A 16,472-nucleotide genomic window follows, 5' to 3' on the forward strand; every position below is an offset into this window, starting at 1 on the left:
GATAGTACGCCTCCAAGGGTTGTCACGAGGTGGCTCGGATGGTCTAACCCTATGAGAACACTTGAATATGGAGGGCCACATGAACCGGAACATGCTTTATCTGATCATCGGAGGATTGACCGTGCTTGTGGTTGGCCTGGGGTTCTACATCTATGACCAGAACACAAAACCGGCAGGCATCGAACTGAAGATCGGCGAAGGCGGCGTATCCATTCAGCAGAACTAAAGCAAGTCACCGCCGGCACGAATGTGCCGGGAGTGACATTGCTCTGATCAAAGGCCGGCGATCCTTCTGAGATCATCGACCGCGCCGGTTGCTGCGGCAAGAACCGGTGCACCTTTCGTGAGCCCATCACCCTTGACCGGGAATGGATGATGCCAGCCGCCCGCTTCCTTGACGAGGCAATATCCGGCCATGCAATCCCACGCGTGCATGTAGGGCTCGTAGTAACCGACAAGGCGGCCTGCCGCGACATAGGCCAGCATGAGCGCGCCCGACCCGTTGCGGATGAAATTCCCGCCCGCTTCAAGCAGTTTTTCCACCAGAGAGGCAACGACCGCCGGGGTTACATGATGATTGGCGCCGATACCCGTCACCGCATTGCGAATGGTCTTCGTCGGATCGATGGCGAGTGTTTTGCCATTCAGTGTCGCGCCCATCCCGAGCGCTGACGCGTAGAGCTCATCATTGCACGGAACATAAATCACCCCCACAACGATCTCCTCGCCGCGCATGGCTGCAATGGAGATGCACCATGTCGGCATGCCGTTGACAAACGGGCTTGTGCCGTCGATCGGATCAACCACCCAGGTGAATTCGGACGTTCCGGCGCTGACGCCATATTCCTCGCCAAGCACCGCGTCACCGGGATAGGTCGCTCCGATGCGGGCACGGATCAGTTCTTCCACTTCCCGGTCTGCAATAGAAACCACATCCTGCGGATCGGCCTTGGTTTCTACAACCAGACGTTCCCGTGCATTGAAATGGGCCAGAGCAACGGCTCCGGCTTCCACGGCCATCTTCTGGGCGAGAGCAAAACGGCCCTGCAATTCGGCTTCGGCATGCGATGTCATGATAGTCCTTTGAAAATACAGTTTCAGTTATTGATGATGGCGATACCGCGGTGGTGAAAACCGATGCTGACATTGGTCGCCGGGGCCAGATTGCGATCAACGGCCGGATCAACCACGAAGAGCGTTCCGGAGGCAGTTTCAACTTCATACTCGACGTGGTCGCCAAGATAGGCGGCATGTCTGATGCTTCCGGCAAACGCACCGTTCTCGCCCGGTTCCAGCGTGATGGCATTGGGCCGGACCGCGATCTTCGCAGGACCGGGCTTGGCATTCCGGCCCGGTACCGCGTGTTCCAGCGTGCCGACACGGATGATGGCGTTGCCACCGTCGCTGCGCAGCACTTCACACGGGACGACATTGGCCTCCCCGATGAAATCGGCAATGAAGGACGAAGCCGGGGCTTCGTAAAGCTCGCGCGGCGAGCCCTGCTGGGCGATGACCCCGTCCTGCATGACGATGATCTGGTCGGACACGGCGAGCGCCTCTTCCTGATCATGGGTGACATAAACAGCCGTGAAACCAAGACGCTGCTGCAACTCCCGAATTTCCGTACGGACACGGCGGCGCAGACGGGCATCGAGATTGGACAAGGGTTCATCCAGAAGCAGTACCTGCGGCTCCAGAACCAGCGCTCGGGCAACGGCGACACGCTGCTGCTGACCACCGGACAGTTCGGCAGGCAGGCGCTGGCCGTAGCCGGCAAGGCCAACCTGCTTGAGCCCTTCCTCCGCCTTTTCCCGCGCGTCGGATTTCTTCATACCGGATGATTCAAGGCCATAGGCGACATTCTCAAGCACCGACATATGCGGGAAAAGTGCGTAGGACTGGAACACCATCGATACATCCCGCTCATTGGCGGGAAGCATGGTCACATCCTTGCCGCCAATGAGGATCCGGCCTGCAGACGGATGCTCCAGCCCCGCCAGCATACGCAACGTCGTGGTCTTGCCGCAGCCGGACGGGCCAAGCAGGGTGACGAGCGTGCCGGGTTCGATCGTGAGCGAAAGATCGTGAATGGCAGTAAAGTTTCCGAACTGCTTTCTGACATTGGAAAATATGACTGAGCCGGTGCGATGCGTGGTCATGATGCGGCCTTTTCTTGTGAAACGGCAGACGGAACAAAGGCTGTCGCAACGCGGTTCTCGCGCCGCAGCTTTCGTTCGCCCACCAGAAGCTGGAAACAGGTGATGATGACGATCATCACGACAATCAACATGGAGGAATAGGCCACCGCCACGCCGTACTCGCCATTCTCGACAAGCCCGACAATGTAGGATGTCGCCATATTATACTCGGCGCTCACAAGGAATATGACAGCGCTGATGGAGGTGATGGCCCGCACGAAGGAATAGACCAGCGCGGCGACGATTGCCGGACGCAGCAGCGGCAGAATCACTTTGCGGATGGTACGGAAACTCGTCGCCCGCAATGTCAGCGACGCCTCGTCGAGGCTCTTGTCGAGCTGGCTCATGGCCGCTACACCGCCCCGCACACCCACCGGCATGTTGCGGAAGACAAAACACGCAATCAGAATGAGTGCGGTCCCGGTCATCTCCAGCGGTGGCAGGTTGAACGCCATGATGTAGCTGATACCGATGACCGTACCGGGAATGGCAAAGCTCATCATCAGGGCAAACTCGAAGACATTGCGCCCGACAAAGCGCTGGCGAACGATGAGATAGGCCGTGAGCAGACCGACGGCGGCTGTCAGCGGCGCCGAGATCAGCGCGATCTTGATGGTCGTCCAGAATGAGTTCCAGGCAACACCGGTCCAGGCAATGGCACCGTTGCTGAAACTGAAGGAGAAAGCCCGCTGGTAATGTTCAAGCGTCAGGGTGTTGTCGAGACCCCATGTCCGCACAAATCCGCCAAACAGGATCATGCCGTAGATGACAAGCGTGAACAGAATCCACGGAATGACGATCGCGTGGACACCGATTGAAAGAGAACGTGGCAGTGCAATATGCGCACCGGAATCTCCCTTGCCCGTGACCGTGGCAAAACTCTTGCCCGCCAGCCAGACACGCTGGGCCAGAAACGCCGAGAGCGTGAAGAACAGGAGGATAATCGCAAGGACAGCTGCCCGCGACGGATCATTCTGCGAACCCACAACGGCAAAGAAGATTTCCGTCGACAGCACGCCATGACTGCCGCCGAGCACCAGCGGGTTGCCGAAATCGGCCATGCTTTCAATAAAGCCGATGAGAAACGCGTTAGCGAGACCAGGTTTCATCAGTGGCAGGGAAATGCGCCAGAACGTCCGCCAGCGGTCGGCCCGCAAAGTCTGCGATGCCTCTTCCATGGATGGACTGACACCTTCGACGACACCAATCAGCACGAGGAAAGATATGGGCGTGAATGACAATACCTGTGCGATCCATATGCCGGTCAGGCCATAGAGCCAGCGTCCGGGCTCAAGGCCGAACAGGCTGGACAATTGCTGCGTTACAACACCTGCACGGCCGAACAGCAGGATCAGCGCCAAACCAATCACGAATGGTGGGGTAATGATCGGCAGGATGGTAAGAAGCCGCAGGCCCTTCTTGAAAGGAAACCGGGTGCGGGTGGCCACCAGCGCAAAGCACAGACCGAGAAGCGTGGAACCGGATGCTGCAAGAATGGCGAGGAAAAGCGTGCGCCAGGCAATGCCGCAGCGATTGCCGCCCACCACGCAATCGAGACTCCAGATCGAAGGGTCCTGAATATTGCGGATGAAACCGGAAGGGTCGAACGAACCGTCAAAACTCTGAACGGAACCGATGAGCATGCTGCCAACAGGATAGAACACGAAGATACTGACAAGGAAGATCAGGAGAGCAATCGAGGCGACGACAAAGGCATCGCCGCGTAGAACACCGCGCTCTGCCAGCCCGAAGGAGAACATCAGCACGAAGGACAGCGCAACCAGTCCTGCCCCTGCTCCCATCGACGGCTGCCCGTCAGCCAGCGGCCCGAACAGGTTTTCGCTGATGGCCCAGGTCCAGCCGGTAAACCCAACTGCGAGGCCTTGCAGAACCAGAAAGACAATGCCGGCTGCTCCTGCTCCAACAAGCAGATTGGCGCGCAGCGGGGATACCTTGAATGCTCGGGCGGCCAGTCCCAGCGCGAACAGCAGGGCAATGATGGCCAGCGTCCAGCGACCGTGACTGGCAATTTGCACGATACCCGGTGCCTCGACTGTTCCGAACGGGAAATTACCGAGCCAGCCAAGGCCGTAGAAACCGCTTTCGATTCTGTACCATGGTACAAGAGCGAACCCGGCAAGACCTATACCGAGAGCAATGTTCAATCTCCGGTCGCTACGTTCCATTGTGCTACCCAATACTGTCTTCAATGATGGAAATGGATGTTGCGTGCCCGAATACGTGATATCGGGCACGTAAAGCCTGGGAATTCAGATCAATTGGCGCTTGCGCCGATTTCCTTGTCCCAGCGATCAAGCAGTTCCTTACGCTTTGCCGGATCGCCATAGGTCCTGAAGTCATAATCGATGAGCTTGATGTCTTCGAACTTCGGCGCTTCCGGTGGAACCACAGCCGCTTTGTTGGACGGCAACTGGAAGGATTTCGCTTCCTTCATGTGCGACTGCACTTCGGCAGACAGCGCCCAGTCATACCATTTCTTTGCTGCATCGAGATTGCGCGCGCCCTTGACGATCGACATGGAGCCAATCTCGTAGCCGGTACCCTCGCACGGCGCGACGGTCTTCACCGGGAAGCCTTCAACGGTTTGGGCGACCGAGTCATGCATGAAAACGATGCCGAGTGCTGTTTCACCGCGCGCCGCCGCCTTTACGGGCGCCGAACCGGATTTCGTATACTGCGAGACATTGGCATTGAGCTTTTTCAGATAATCATAGGCCTTGTCCTCACCCATGATCTGCACAAGAGAGGCAAGGGCCGTGTAAGCCGTTCCCGAGGAGTTCGGGTTGGCCATCTGGATCTCGCCCTTGTAGGACGGATCGAGCAGATCGGCCCAGCACTTGGCTTCTTTCATGCCTTTTTTCTTGACGATATCGGTGTTGTATCCCCATCCCAGAGCACCGGCATAGACGCCGACGGTCTTATAACCGGAACTCTCCGCCTGCTTCTTGGCCCAGTCCTGCAGCTGGTCAAGCAAGGGGGACTTATATTCCTGTGTCAGGCCTTCTGAAGCAGCCTGCAAATGCGGATCGCCCGTACCTGCCCACCAGATATCGGTCTTCGGGTTTCGCGCTTCGGCGCGGATCTTTGCATAGGTTTCGCCCGATGACAGACGCACCATATTAACCTGAATGCTGGTTTCTTTTTCGAACATGCCTTTCATCAATTCACAGATGACGACATCGGCCGAGCAGATCAAATTGAGATTGTCCGCAGCCCGCACCTCCGTTGGCATCATCTGGATACCGACCGCAAAAGCAGCAGCAATGGCAAATACTGAACGCATGAATTTCTCCTCCCTGAAAAGCGGCACCTCCATGCCGTCGCTCGTTTTTGCAAGCGTGTGCAAAAGTTTCACACACCAACGCACCATGTCAAGTCAGCTTGGTATCTTTGCCTCAGAAAATTTGAACGGTTTCATATTGCGAAGCAACGCAAACGCGTGCAACCTAAGAGAAAACAGGCGTGACGGGCGGAACTCCATTGAACAAGTCATTCATAAGTGCGGAGGACGTGGCAAAACGGGCCGGGGTTTCCCGTTCCGCCGTTTCCCGCACATTCACGCCTGGCGCCAGCGTCTCCGAGGAAACCCGACGACGCGTGATCGAAGCGGCAGATGCGCTCGGCTATCACGTCAACCAGCTTGCCCGCGGCTTGATGCGCAGTGAAAGCGGCATTGTCTGCCTTGTCGCCTCGGAAATGGACACGCCATACCGCGCGCGGCTCGTGCGGGAATTGTCCCATGCGCTGCAAAAGGCAGGCAAGGTCTGCATGATCATCAATACCGACCGTTCCGACGGCAGCGTCGATGCGGCCCTGCGGCAGACCCTCAATTATCGCGCTGATGCTTCAATCCTGCTCTCCGGACTTCCTGACAAGGCCATCACGAAGCTCTGCCTAGACAGCGGGCAACGCATCGTACTCATCAACCGCGACGATGACATCGAAGGGCCTTTTCGCATCAATCTCGATGACAGACGCGCAGCAAGGGCGGCTGTCACCGCATTCCTGCGCGCCGGCTGCCGGCGTCTCGCCTTTGCCAATTCCGCCGTGGGCACGCCCAGCCTGATGGCCCGCGAACGCGGCTTTGTTGCTGCAGCTGCAGAATTCGGACTTGAGGTGACGGTGATACGCCATGGCAACACGGTTTACGAAAGCGGACAGCAGATTGCACGCATGCTGTTGACCGAGCCCGCCCGCCCTGATGCAGTCTTCTGCGTCAATGATCTGATGGCATTCGGCCTGATGGACAGTGCACGGCACGAGTTCTCCCTGCGCATCCCGGAAGACCTTTGCATAACCGGGTTCGATGACATCCCCCAGGCGGGCTGGTCATCCTATGCGCTGACCACCTTTGCCCAGCCGGTTGATGATATCGTGAAAAGCAGTGTCGAATGGCTGACAAACGATATCGATCAATCCGATATTCAGGACCATTCGGTCAGCTTGCATGCGCCCATGATCTGGCGTCAGACAATTCGCGGCAAACAGGCTTAATCGGCGGCAAAACTTCCCCACATGCTCAACCTGCCGCGCCCTGCCCGCTTGGCTTCATAAAGAGCACGGTCCGCAAGATTGAGCAGTTCGTCCGGCCCGCCCAGCGTCGCGGGATTTATGCGATCAAGAACACTGATACCAATACTGACCGAAGTTTTGCCAGCCTGAGTACCTTCGTGGTCCAGCTGAAGGTTTGCCACTGAATCGAGAATGGTCTTTGCGACTTCGGTGGCGTCATCAATTGTAGCCGCGGGCAACAGCGCGGCAAACTCTTCACCGCCAAAACGGGCAACGACGCCTGTGCCTTCCCTGATGATCCTGTTCAGGACACGCCCCACCTGGACCAGGCATCGATCACCGGCCATGTGCCCATAGAGATCATTATAGGCTTTGAAATGATCAATATCGATCATGAGCAAGGCCAAAGGCTGTTCCAGATCGTTGGCCCGTTCATATTCGCGTTTCAGCAGGCGGCCGAATTTGCGCCGGTTCGGCAAATTCGTCAGATGATCGCTTTCCGACAGCTTCTTCAGCTTGCGGTTGGCTTCAAGCAGCTTTTGCTCCAGTTCCAGCCGCAACTGGACCGTCGATGACAATTGCTCTTCAATCAACTTCTGGCTGCTGATATCGACGCTCGTTGCCAGTAGCCGAAGCGGTGATCCATCAGGCCCATACTCGACAATCTTGCCGCGACTCAGGATCCAGGCCTCGCCGCCACCGCCTCGCGGAACGCGGTACACCGCTTCGAAATGCTGCTTCCGGCCGCTTACCACATCCTCAAAAGCCTGGATGACATGCGCCTTATCATCAGCATGAACAATGTCCCACGCTACATTTTCCGTGTCCGGGCTTGCCGGATCGAGCCCGAGCAATGCGCGATATTGCGGCGAACGCCAGACGCGGTTGGTCGCAATGTTCATATCCCATATCCATTGACCGGCGCTCTCCAGCGCATAGGCGGTGCGCTGCTCGATTTGCGCCAGCCGTTCGGACATCGCCTTCATATTGGTGATATTGGTATAAGCTACCGATATACCCACCACTTCGCCAAGATCGTTGGTTACTGGTGCGGCCGACAGCATGAATGTTTCGCCGGAACGCTCAAGCTCGTGATCGGGAACGATCCTTGCCTCCAGCGCAGCCGCAAGGCTGATGCGGAGCAAGGCTGCATGATCGGGTACAATATCGTCTATGGAACGGCCAATGGCGTGGTCACTGGTGATACCAAGCATACGGGAAAGCTGGTCATTGACCGTCACGAAGACACCATCACGATTGAGATAGCACAGTCCGACAGGAACCTTGTCATACACCGCTTCAATCTGAAGCAAACGATCAACCCCGCGCTCGTTCTGGGTATCAAATGGTGATTGTCGCGACTTACTCGATGGCATCACGCAGTCTTTTGCTCCTCTGCGGTTGACCGCAGCGCCCCTACATTGGCGATCGGAAAGGCCGACCGTCAAGTCAAATACTGCAACTTAAGGTTAATTATTGCTCACGTGGTCGGCATGATCTCAGGATCGCCGTTGGTGGTCCGATCCTGACATTTGCATGTCTCGTGCGATGTCCGATGGGGTGTGAATGTCAAATTCGTTCCACTAGTATCTTTTCCATACGCTCGTTAGGCTGCAACCTCGCGATAACCAGAACAAACGGGAGGCAGCATTGTCCAAAGATCATCACCACCATGATGAACCTGTCGATTGGCGCGAGCATGGTGTGAAAGTCATTCCCGGCAATTCACTTGATCCGAACACCGCACAGACACCCGGCATGAACCGGGCGGCGGCAATCAACCATGCCAGGGCCGGAGCCGAGAAAATCTGGGCAGGCACTGTCGTCATTCATCCCAATGCCAAGACCGGCGCCCATCACCACGGTGATCTCGAAAGCATTATCTATGTGGTCAAGGGCAAGGCACGCATGCGCTGGGGCGAGAAGCTGGAATATGTGGCCGAAGCCGGACCCGGCGATTTCATTTTCGTGCCGCCCTATGTTCCGCATCAGGAGATTAACGCCAGCGAAGACGAACCACTGGAATGTGTTCTTGTTCGCTCAGGACAGGAACCTGTTGTGGTCAACCTGGATATCGAGCCGGTGGAAAAGCCCGAAGGCATCTTGTGGAAAGATCCCATCCACCGATAAGGCCGGCCTATGCGATCTGGATGCGCTGTTGTTTCTCGAACCGCTTGATCAACCGGTCCCGCTTGAGTCGGGATAGACGGTACAACCAGAAAATACCGTCGAGTTGATCGATTTCGTGTTGCAGGCAGACTGCAAGCAGCCCGTCCGCCTCCTGTGTCTGCACAATACCTGACAAATCCTGATAACGCACACGGACCGCCGAGGGGCGCTCCACCTCATCATTGATACCGGGCATCGACACGCTGCCCTCGATGTTCCTGGCGAGAATATCGGATGCCCATTCAACGGTAGGATTGATGTAGTAACGAACGCCCTGTCCGTCATTGAGTTCAATGACCACGACCCGTTTCAGGACACCGATATGCGGTGCAGTCATTCCGATACCGGGCGCATCGCGCATTGTATCGAGAATGTCCCCGGCCAAGCCTTGTAATTCCCCGTCAAACGCTGTGACAGCCTCGGCTTCGGCCCGCAGATGCGGATGTGGGAACTTGATGATGGTGCGGATTGTCATATCAATGCTCCGGTCAGTGGCAGATCAGCAACGCCTGTCCACCCTGTTGCCTCAAACCAATGCCAGAATGCAAGCTTGCTTTACAAGCGGCACCACGCCCGATAATCCACAACGCAATACTGTGGTCTTCGTTACCGAACGGAACGACCCAACGAGGCTGATGAATGTCCTCCAGCGAAACCGAGATCAAACAACAGGTTCTCCCAAGGGGCGCGCTCTATATGACGCTTCTGGCGCTGGCGACAACGATTGCCTCGTTCATCGTCATGATGGGCATCACCAATATCTCCCCGACAAAGGAGGTAACCCAGCTCATCATTGCAGTGAATATCGTTTCGATTCTGCTGTTGGTCTATCTGTCCTATGCGACGGTAAGAAAGCTCTTCCTTTTCAAGAACAAGGAGAAGCACAATGACCTGCACGCCAATATTGCTTTTATCTTCGCGCTGATCGCATCGATCCCCTGCATTATTGTGGCCTGCTTTTCCCTCATCATCCTGGATAACCGCCTGAATTCCTGGATCAATGTCGATAACAACAAGATCATCGACATGTCCATTAAGGCAGCACAATCCTATACGGAAGATAATGCCCAGAATCTGGTGACGACGACGCTTTCCATGGCCATCGAGCTTGACCAGCGGCGCATGCTGTTCAGCCTGGATCGGGGCGCCTTTGCTGACTGGCTCACCTATGATGCCGGCCGGAACAACCTTCTGGGCGCATCTCTGGTCAAATCGACCGGCGAAACAGTTGTCAGCGCGAACCTCATCAATGATCACACACTGCCGCCGGTGCCATTGTCGGCGCTGCGCGGCGCCGCCGGCGACCGCCCCGCCCTGATCCCGCCGGGCGCCACCAATCTCGTCGGAGCCGTCATCAAGACGCAGACATTGCCGGATCTCTATCTCTATACCTTGCGCACGATCGATCCGTCGGCCCTGAACAATATGCGCATCATGACTGACAACAACAGTGAATATCAATCGCTGGCCAGCAACCGCAAGAACACGCAGATCGCCTATGCGCTGCTCTACATCGAACTGACGCTGCTGCTGCTGCTGACCGCCGTCTGGACGGGCATTGCCGTTGCCAATCGCGTGGTCCAGCCGATCCGCCTGCTCATCGGTGCAGCGGAAGAAGTCGCGACGGGAGATTTTGACGTTTCCGTTCCCGTCCGCGGGTCCGATGGCGACATTGGTTCACTGTCCCTCACTTTCAACAACATGGTCAAACAGCTGAAGACCCAGCACACCGATCTTATTTCGGCAAAAGAGCAGATCGATGAGCGCCGGCGTTTTACCGAAGCCGTTCTTTCCGGCGTTACCGCCGGCGTGATCAGCGTCAACACGCAAGGCGACATTGCCGTCATTAACCGGCCAGCCGAAACCATGCTTCTCAATGACGGCGTGTCGACAATCGGCAGCAATCTGACGGAACTCCTGCCGGAATTCGGCGAGGTTTTCACGACGGCACGCGATAGCGGGCGGTCCTCAAGCCGCAAACAGGTCGCCATGACCCGCAACGGTGTTGCCCGCTCATTCAACGTCCAGATTACCCGCGAAGATGCGGACACCCAGAACACGTCCTATGTCGTCACCGTCGATGACATCACCGATCTTGTTGCCGCGCACCGCTCGTCCGCATGGGCCGACGTGGCGCGCCGTATTGCTCATGAGATCAAAAATCCGCTGACGCCCATACAGCTTTCCGCCGAGCGTCTGCGCCGCCGCTATGGCAAGGTCATTACCGAAGATCGCGAGGTTTTCGACCAGTGCACCGAGACCATCATCCGGCAGGTGGGGGATATCGGCCGCATGGTGGACGAGTTTTCTGAATTCGCCCGCATGCCAAAACCGCAGCTGGCGGCAACCGATATTCGCGATGTCTTGCGCGACGCCTCTTTCCTTGTCGAAATCAGCAACAGCCAGATCAAATTCGAGCATGAATTTGCCGACGAATCGCTTGTTGGAAATTTCGACAGCCGGCTTTTGGGCCAGGCGTTCGGCAATATCATCAAGAATGCTTCGGAATCGATTGATGCAGTGCTTCAGTCCGGCGTTATCAGCGAAGGGTACATAATGGTGCGCGCAATGGCAGCCGGTCCTTCCATTATCGCCGAAGTACTCGACAACGGAAAAGGACTGCCTGCCGAAAACCGTCACCAGTTGCTCGAGCCTTACGTAACGACACGCGAAAAAGGCACCGGACTGGGGCTTGCCATTGTCAAGAAGATTGTCGAGGACCATGGCGGACAGCTTGAGATGCACGATGCCCCTGCCAGTTTCCACGAGGGCCGCGGCGCGTTGGTGCGCATGATCTTCCCGCGATTGGTTGACCAAACCCCGGTAACGAAAAGTTAACGCAATTTCACGGTTCCGATATCAAATGTGATGATTCTGCGTCGGACAACAAATTGAGCGCCTTCACCGAAAGTGTTATCGTTCCTTCTGCTGTAATCCGGACGGCTGAATACCAATTCCGCACGCTCCGGCAGCAGGACATGAACCACTCTTTAAAAATGATCGTTGGCCATGTGAGTCAGCGGCGGGTGTTCGTGTTCTTTGAGAACGCGCCGGTCTATCCGGTTACGCTCAACAGGAGGCAAGTGATGCGACACGTTAAAGAAAACGGCGATCTGTCCAATTGGATGACATGCTCTGTCATCTTGTTCGGTGCAATGATGGTAGCTGCGGTTGTCTTTGCAATCTGACCACCGGCCGACCATCTGGCATTTGTTCTCGGCGGCTATGCTGAACAGCGTGACCGCCCTGATTTGTCATTAACCTGACGAATGCAAGTCCATTTCGGCACATTGAAATGATATAACGCGATGCCGCGCAGGTTCCTGCTATCACCTTCCTGTTACAACCTCTGGTAAGCACTGCTTTTCTGTGGCATCAATCGCATATGCTGCGTTGACTTTGACACCTGTCCTGCGGGATGCGGATAACCGAGGAGCGGCCGAATGATAGCCCTGAATATAAATGGCGAAGATCGCACTGTGGACGTCCCCGAGGATATGCCTCTGCTCTGGGTGCTGCGTGATGTGATTGGCTTGACCGGAACCAAATTCGGCTGTGGGATCGCCCAATGCGGCGCCTGCACGGTTCAACTTGACGGCAGGCCGGTACGCTCCTGTGTCCTGCCTGTCGCTTCCGTCGGCACACGGTCGATAACAACCATTGAAGCCGTTGGCGCCACGCCTGCGGGCAAGAAGATTCAGGACGCATGGCTTGATCTTGAAGTCATCCAGTGCGGCTACTGTCAGTCCGGGCAGATCATGTCCGCCTCCGCCCTGCTCAATCGCAACCCTGATCCCAGTGACCGCGATATCGACACAGCCATGTCCGGCAATATCTGTCGATGCGGCACCTATCCTCGAATACGAGCGGCGATAAAACAGGCCGCGAAGGCCTGAGGAAATGGAGATAGCCAGCATGAGCAAGCCATCCTCCTCCCCCTCCTCCAAAACCGGTCCTTCCCGCCGCACCTTCCTGCAAGGTGGCGGATTGCTTCTGGGCTTTGCACTGTTTGGCGCAAGCACGAAGCCGGTTCTCGCCGCGAGCACCGCACTGCCGGTTGACGGTGACGTCACCGCCGCCTTTTCACCCGATGCCTATATCCGCATCGGCACGGATGGGGCGATCACCCTCATCCTTCCCAACATTGAAATGGGTCAGGGCACCCATACCGGCGAAGCAACGCTGATTGCCGAAGAACTGGAAGTCGGTCTTGATCAGGTGAAGGCCGTCGATGCACCGCCGAATGACAAGCTCTACGCCACCGCCGCTTTGGGCGGACAGGCAACCGGCGGTTCGACCTCCATGCGGGCCACGTGGGAACCGCTGCGCAAGGCAGGTGCAACAGCGCGGATGATGCTGGTGGCCGCAGCGGCCGCAGAGTGGTCAGTGCCCGTCACCGAATGCGTGGCCAAGCTTGGCGTGGTAACCCACCAGCCAACCGGACGCCAGCTTGCCTACGGAGCTCTTGCCGACGCGGCAGCCAGACAACCGGTGCCGTCAGACGTCACTTTGAAAGACCCGAAAGATTTCCAGCTGATCGGCAAGTCAAGCCGCAGGCTGGATACACCGGGCAAGGTCAATGGCGCTGTGACATACGGCATCGATATCCGCGTGCCCGACATGAAGGTTGCAACCGTTGCCGCCTGCCCTGTCTTTGGCGGCAAGCTTGGGGATGTGGACGACAAGAAAGCACGCGCCATCCCCGGTGTCCGCGATATCGTCAAACTGGACAATGCCGTTGCCGTCATCGGCGATCATTTCTGGGCAGCCAAGAAAGGCCTTGAAGCGCTCGATATCACCTGGGACGAAGGGGCCAACGCCAAAATTGGCAGTGCCAACATCATGGCCGCATTGAAAGCCGCATCCGAGCGCAAGAAGCCGATCATGGCGCGTCAGGAAGGTGATGTCGAAGGCAGGATGAAGGCCGCCGCGAAGAAGATCGAGGCGACCTACGAACTGCCGTTCCTTGCCCATGCTCCGATGGAACCCATCAATTGCGTCGTGCATGTGCGTGCCGACGAATGTGAAATCTGGGTCGGCACACAGGTCCCGGCTATCGCCCAAGGTGTCGCCGCGAAAGTGACCGGTTTTCCCCTGGAGAAAGTCATCCTGCATAATCAGCTGATAGGCGGCGGCTTTGGCCGGCGCCTCGTGGCGGAATCCGTCGCACAGGCAACTGCCATCGCCAAGCAGGTGAGTTACCCGGTGAAAGTCATCTGGACCCGCGAAGAGGACATCCAGCACGATTTGTACCGGCCAGCCTATTACGATCGCATTTCCGCCGGTCTGGGCGCCGATGGCTTACCCACCGTGTGGGTCGACCATGTCGCTGGCGGTTCGGTACTTGGAAACTACATTCCGAGCGGCTGGCCCGAGGACAAGCTCGACGACGACGCGGTCGAAGGCGCTGCCAAGCCTCCCTATGACCTGCCGGTCATTCAGGTCGACTGGGTGCGCGAGGACCCGCCCGTTCCCATCACATGGTGGCGTGGGGTTGGCCCCACGCACAATGTTTTCGTGGTCGAGAGTTTCATGGACGAACTCGCCCATGCGGCGGGCAAGGACCCGGTGGAATATCGCCGTGCCCTAACCAAGAACCAGCCGCGTGCCGCGGGTGTGCTTGAGCTTGTCGCCGAGAAATCCGGCTGGAGTACACCGCTTGCCGCCGGCATGGGCCGCGGTATTTCCCTGCATGATGCCTTCGGCAGCTATATGGCCGCAGTGCTGGAAATTTCCGTTTCTCCGGCCGGTGAAATCACCCTGCACCGCGCTGTGGTCGCAGTGGATTGCGGGATCACGATCAACCCGAATACGGTGGAAGCACAGATAGAAGGCGGGCTGATCTTCGGTCTTTCGGCGGCGCTTTACAGTGGCATCACCTTTAGTGATGGCCGCGTCGACCAGAGCAATTTCCACGACTACCGAATCCTGCGCAACAATGAAGCGCCGAAGATCGAAATCTATCACGTCAAGAGCAGCGAATCTCCGGGAGGGATCGGTGAAACAGCAACGGTTTCAGCAGCGCCCGCCCTTGCCAATGCCATCTTTTCGGCAACCGGCAAGCGCCTGCGCACGCTTCCCTTCAACCGGGACGAGCTGAAGGGCGAAGGCGCCGACAAGAAAAGCGTGTCCATGGTGCCACCGCTCGCGGCACCCTTAGCCGCCGCGCTGGCAAGTATAAAGCCGACCGATACCGAACTTGAAAAGCTGTGAGGTCCTGAATCATGAAAAGACTCGGCCTCCTCTTTCTCGCCGCCGTGGTCGTTGTTGCGGCTGGTGTTGCGATCTTCCTGTTCAAGCCAGCCTCCCTGCCGGATGTTTCTGAAGCACAGGCGAAGCTGCCGACAGGACAGGCGTTGATCGATCGTGGTGAATATCTGACCCGCGCGGCGGACTGCGTTGCCTGCCACACCACCGCCGGCGGCAAACCCTATGCCGGCGGTCTCGCCTTCAAGCTGCCGTTCGGCACCATCTATTCGCCCAATATCACGGCGGACAAGGATACCGGCATCGGCAACTGGAGCGATGCGGAATTCGTGCGCGCCCTGCATCAGGGCATCGACAAGGATGGGCAAAACCTCTATCCGGCGTTTTCCTATGCGGCCTATGCCCAGATGACCACGGAAGATGCGCTGGCGATAAAGGCCTATCTCTTCAGCCTGCCGACGATCAAGGCCGAAGCGCCGAAGAACGAACTGGGTTTCCCCTTCAACCAGCGCTATGTGATGCGTTTCTGGAACCTGCTTTTCGTGCCGAGCGGCCCGTTGCAGCCTGACCCGGCACAGACAGCCGAATGGAACAGGGGTGCCTATCTGGTCGAAGCCATGGCCCACTGCGGCGAATGCCACACCCCGCGCAATCTGATGTTCGCGGTCGACAACGGCAAGAAATTTGCAGGCGCCGAACTGCAGGGCTGGAAAGCCTACAATATCAGTTCGGATAAAAAGACCGGCATCGGCAACTGGACCGACCAGCAACTCTTCGACTACCTCTCGAAGGGCCACGCAGAAGGCCGCGGCTCTGCTACCGGCAGCATGGGGGAAGCCGTCGATTTCAGCCTGCGCCATCTGACGCCTGATGACATCAAGTCCATCGTCACCTATGTGAAATCCGTGCCGCCCCAGACGTCCACCGACAATGCGATCGTCGAAGCCGAACCGGCCGCGTTGACCGCCTCCACCGCCTATGCCCCGTCAGCGGATGGAGCAGCGCAGGATGGACTCGGGCTCAAGCTCTTCCAGGGTGCCTGTGCCAGTTGTCACGGCTGGAATGGCGAGGGCATTCAAACACCCTATGCCGCACTGAAGGGCAGCCGGACGGTCAACGACCCTGACGGCACCAACCTCATACAGGTCATTCTGAAAGGTGCGCACATGACAACGCCACAAGGGCGGCAATCAATGCCGGCTTTCGCCAACGCCTATTCGGATGTCGAGATCGCGGCGCTCAGCAACTATGTGCTGGGGCATTTCGGCGGCAAGGAATCGGCCATCACGCCTGAGGACGTCGCCACCGCGCGCAAGCAGTAAAGATCGGCAAATGAGGCCACGACATGGGCCTCATCATAAAATG

14 protein-coding genes are annotated in these 16,472 nt (G+C 57.4%); 8 read left to right on the forward strand and 6 right to left on the reverse strand.

All coding sequences use genetic code 11. From position 1 onward, the window contains the following. Positions 1-79: 79 nt before the first annotated feature. Positions 80-226 (forward strand): hypothetical protein, encoded by a 147-nt coding sequence (locus tag FHW16_RS12130; RefSeq protein WP_182549433.1) that lies wholly within the window; start codon positions 80-82, stop codon positions 224-226. Positions 227-273: 47 nt separating this feature from the next. Here FHW16_RS12130 and FHW16_RS12135 read toward each other — a convergent pair whose 3' ends face one another. From FHW16_RS12135 to FHW16_RS12150, 4 genes are all read right to left on the reverse strand, one after another. Further along, positions 274-1,074 carry an inositol monophosphatase family protein gene (locus tag FHW16_RS12135; protein WP_182549434.1) on the reverse strand — a complete coding sequence of 267 codons (801 nt, stop codon included), beginning with the start codon at positions 1,072-1,074 and terminating at the stop codon, positions 274-276. A gap of 23 nt (positions 1,075-1,097) precedes the next feature. Beyond that, a complete protein-coding gene (locus tag FHW16_RS12140) occupies positions 1,098-2,159 on the reverse strand; it encodes an ABC transporter ATP-binding protein (RefSeq protein WP_182549435.1) in 1,062 nt (353 codons plus the stop codon). Then, positions 2,156-4,384 carry an ABC transporter permease gene (locus tag FHW16_RS12145; protein WP_182549436.1) on the reverse strand — a complete coding sequence of 743 codons (2,229 nt, stop codon included), beginning with the start codon at positions 4,382-4,384 and terminating at the stop codon, positions 2,156-2,158. The genes FHW16_RS12140 and FHW16_RS12145 overlap by 4 nt, the downstream gene beginning before the upstream one ends. Positions 4,385-4,473: 89 nt before the next feature. Beyond that, on the reverse strand, positions 4,474-5,502 hold the full coding sequence (locus tag FHW16_RS12150; protein ID WP_182549437.1) for an ABC transporter substrate-binding protein: 1,029 nt from the start codon (positions 5,500-5,502) through the stop codon (positions 4,474-4,476). Positions 5,503-5,699: 197 nt separating this feature from the next. Here FHW16_RS12150 and FHW16_RS12155 point away from each other — a divergent pair, with 197 nt between their 5' ends. Further along, a complete protein-coding gene (locus FHW16_RS12155) occupies positions 5,700-6,713 on the forward strand; it encodes a LacI family DNA-binding transcriptional regulator (RefSeq protein ID WP_182549438.1) in 1,014 nt (337 codons plus the stop codon). Here FHW16_RS12155 and FHW16_RS12160 read toward each other — a convergent pair. Further along, positions 6,710-8,107 (reverse strand): sensor domain-containing diguanylate cyclase, encoded by a 1,398-nt coding sequence (locus tag FHW16_RS12160; RefSeq protein WP_210278099.1) that lies wholly within the window; start codon positions 8,105-8,107, stop codon positions 6,710-6,712. The two genes, FHW16_RS12155 and FHW16_RS12160, sit on opposite strands and share 4 nt — an antisense overlap. Positions 8,108-8,381: 274 nt before the next feature. Here FHW16_RS12160 and FHW16_RS12165 point away from each other — a divergent pair, with 274 nt between their 5' ends. Then, positions 8,382-8,861, forward strand: a complete 480-nt coding sequence (locus FHW16_RS12165; RefSeq protein WP_182549440.1) for a cupin domain-containing protein — start codon at positions 8,382-8,384, stop codon at positions 8,859-8,861. A gap of 7 nt (positions 8,862-8,868) precedes the next feature. On the opposite strand, the gene FHW16_RS12170 is transcribed toward FHW16_RS12165, so the two are convergent. Then, positions 8,869-9,375 carry a peptide deformylase gene (locus tag FHW16_RS12170; RefSeq protein ID WP_182549441.1) on the reverse strand — a complete coding sequence of 169 codons (507 nt, stop codon included), beginning with the start codon at positions 9,373-9,375 and terminating at the stop codon, positions 8,869-8,871. Between the two features lie 164 nt (positions 9,376-9,539). Between FHW16_RS12170 and FHW16_RS12175 the strand changes: the two genes are divergently transcribed. From FHW16_RS12175 to FHW16_RS12195, 5 genes are all read left to right on the forward strand, one after another. Then, the gene (locus tag FHW16_RS12175) at positions 9,540-11,738 is read left to right on the forward strand and encodes a sensor histidine kinase (RefSeq protein WP_182549442.1); all 2,199 of its coding nucleotides are present in this window, start codon (positions 9,540-9,542) and stop codon (positions 11,736-11,738) included. 53 nt (positions 11,739-11,791) lie between these two features. Next, on the forward strand, positions 11,792-12,088 hold the full coding sequence (locus FHW16_RS12180; protein ID WP_182549443.1) for a hypothetical protein: 297 nt from the start codon (positions 11,792-11,794) through the stop codon (positions 12,086-12,088). Positions 12,089-12,343: 255 nt separating this feature from the next. After that, positions 12,344-12,796: a (2Fe-2S)-binding protein gene (locus FHW16_RS12185; RefSeq protein WP_182549444.1), complete on the forward strand. Its 453-nt coding sequence runs from the start codon at positions 12,344-12,346 to the stop codon at positions 12,794-12,796. 19 nt (positions 12,797-12,815) lie between these two features. After that, positions 12,816-15,113 (forward strand): xanthine dehydrogenase family protein molybdopterin-binding subunit, encoded by a 2,298-nt coding sequence (locus tag FHW16_RS12190; protein ID WP_182549445.1) that lies wholly within the window; start codon positions 12,816-12,818, stop codon positions 15,111-15,113. An 11-nt stretch (positions 15,114-15,124) separates the two neighbouring features. Then, positions 15,125-16,429, forward strand: a complete 1,305-nt coding sequence (locus FHW16_RS12195) for a c-type cytochrome (protein WP_182549446.1) — start codon at positions 15,125-15,127, stop codon at positions 16,427-16,429. Positions 16,430-16,472 lie beyond the last annotated feature (43 nt).

Source organism: Phyllobacterium myrsinacearum (assembly GCF_014138285.1).
GTDB lineage: Bacteria > Pseudomonadota > Alphaproteobacteria > Rhizobiales > Rhizobiaceae > Phyllobacterium > Phyllobacterium myrsinacearum_A.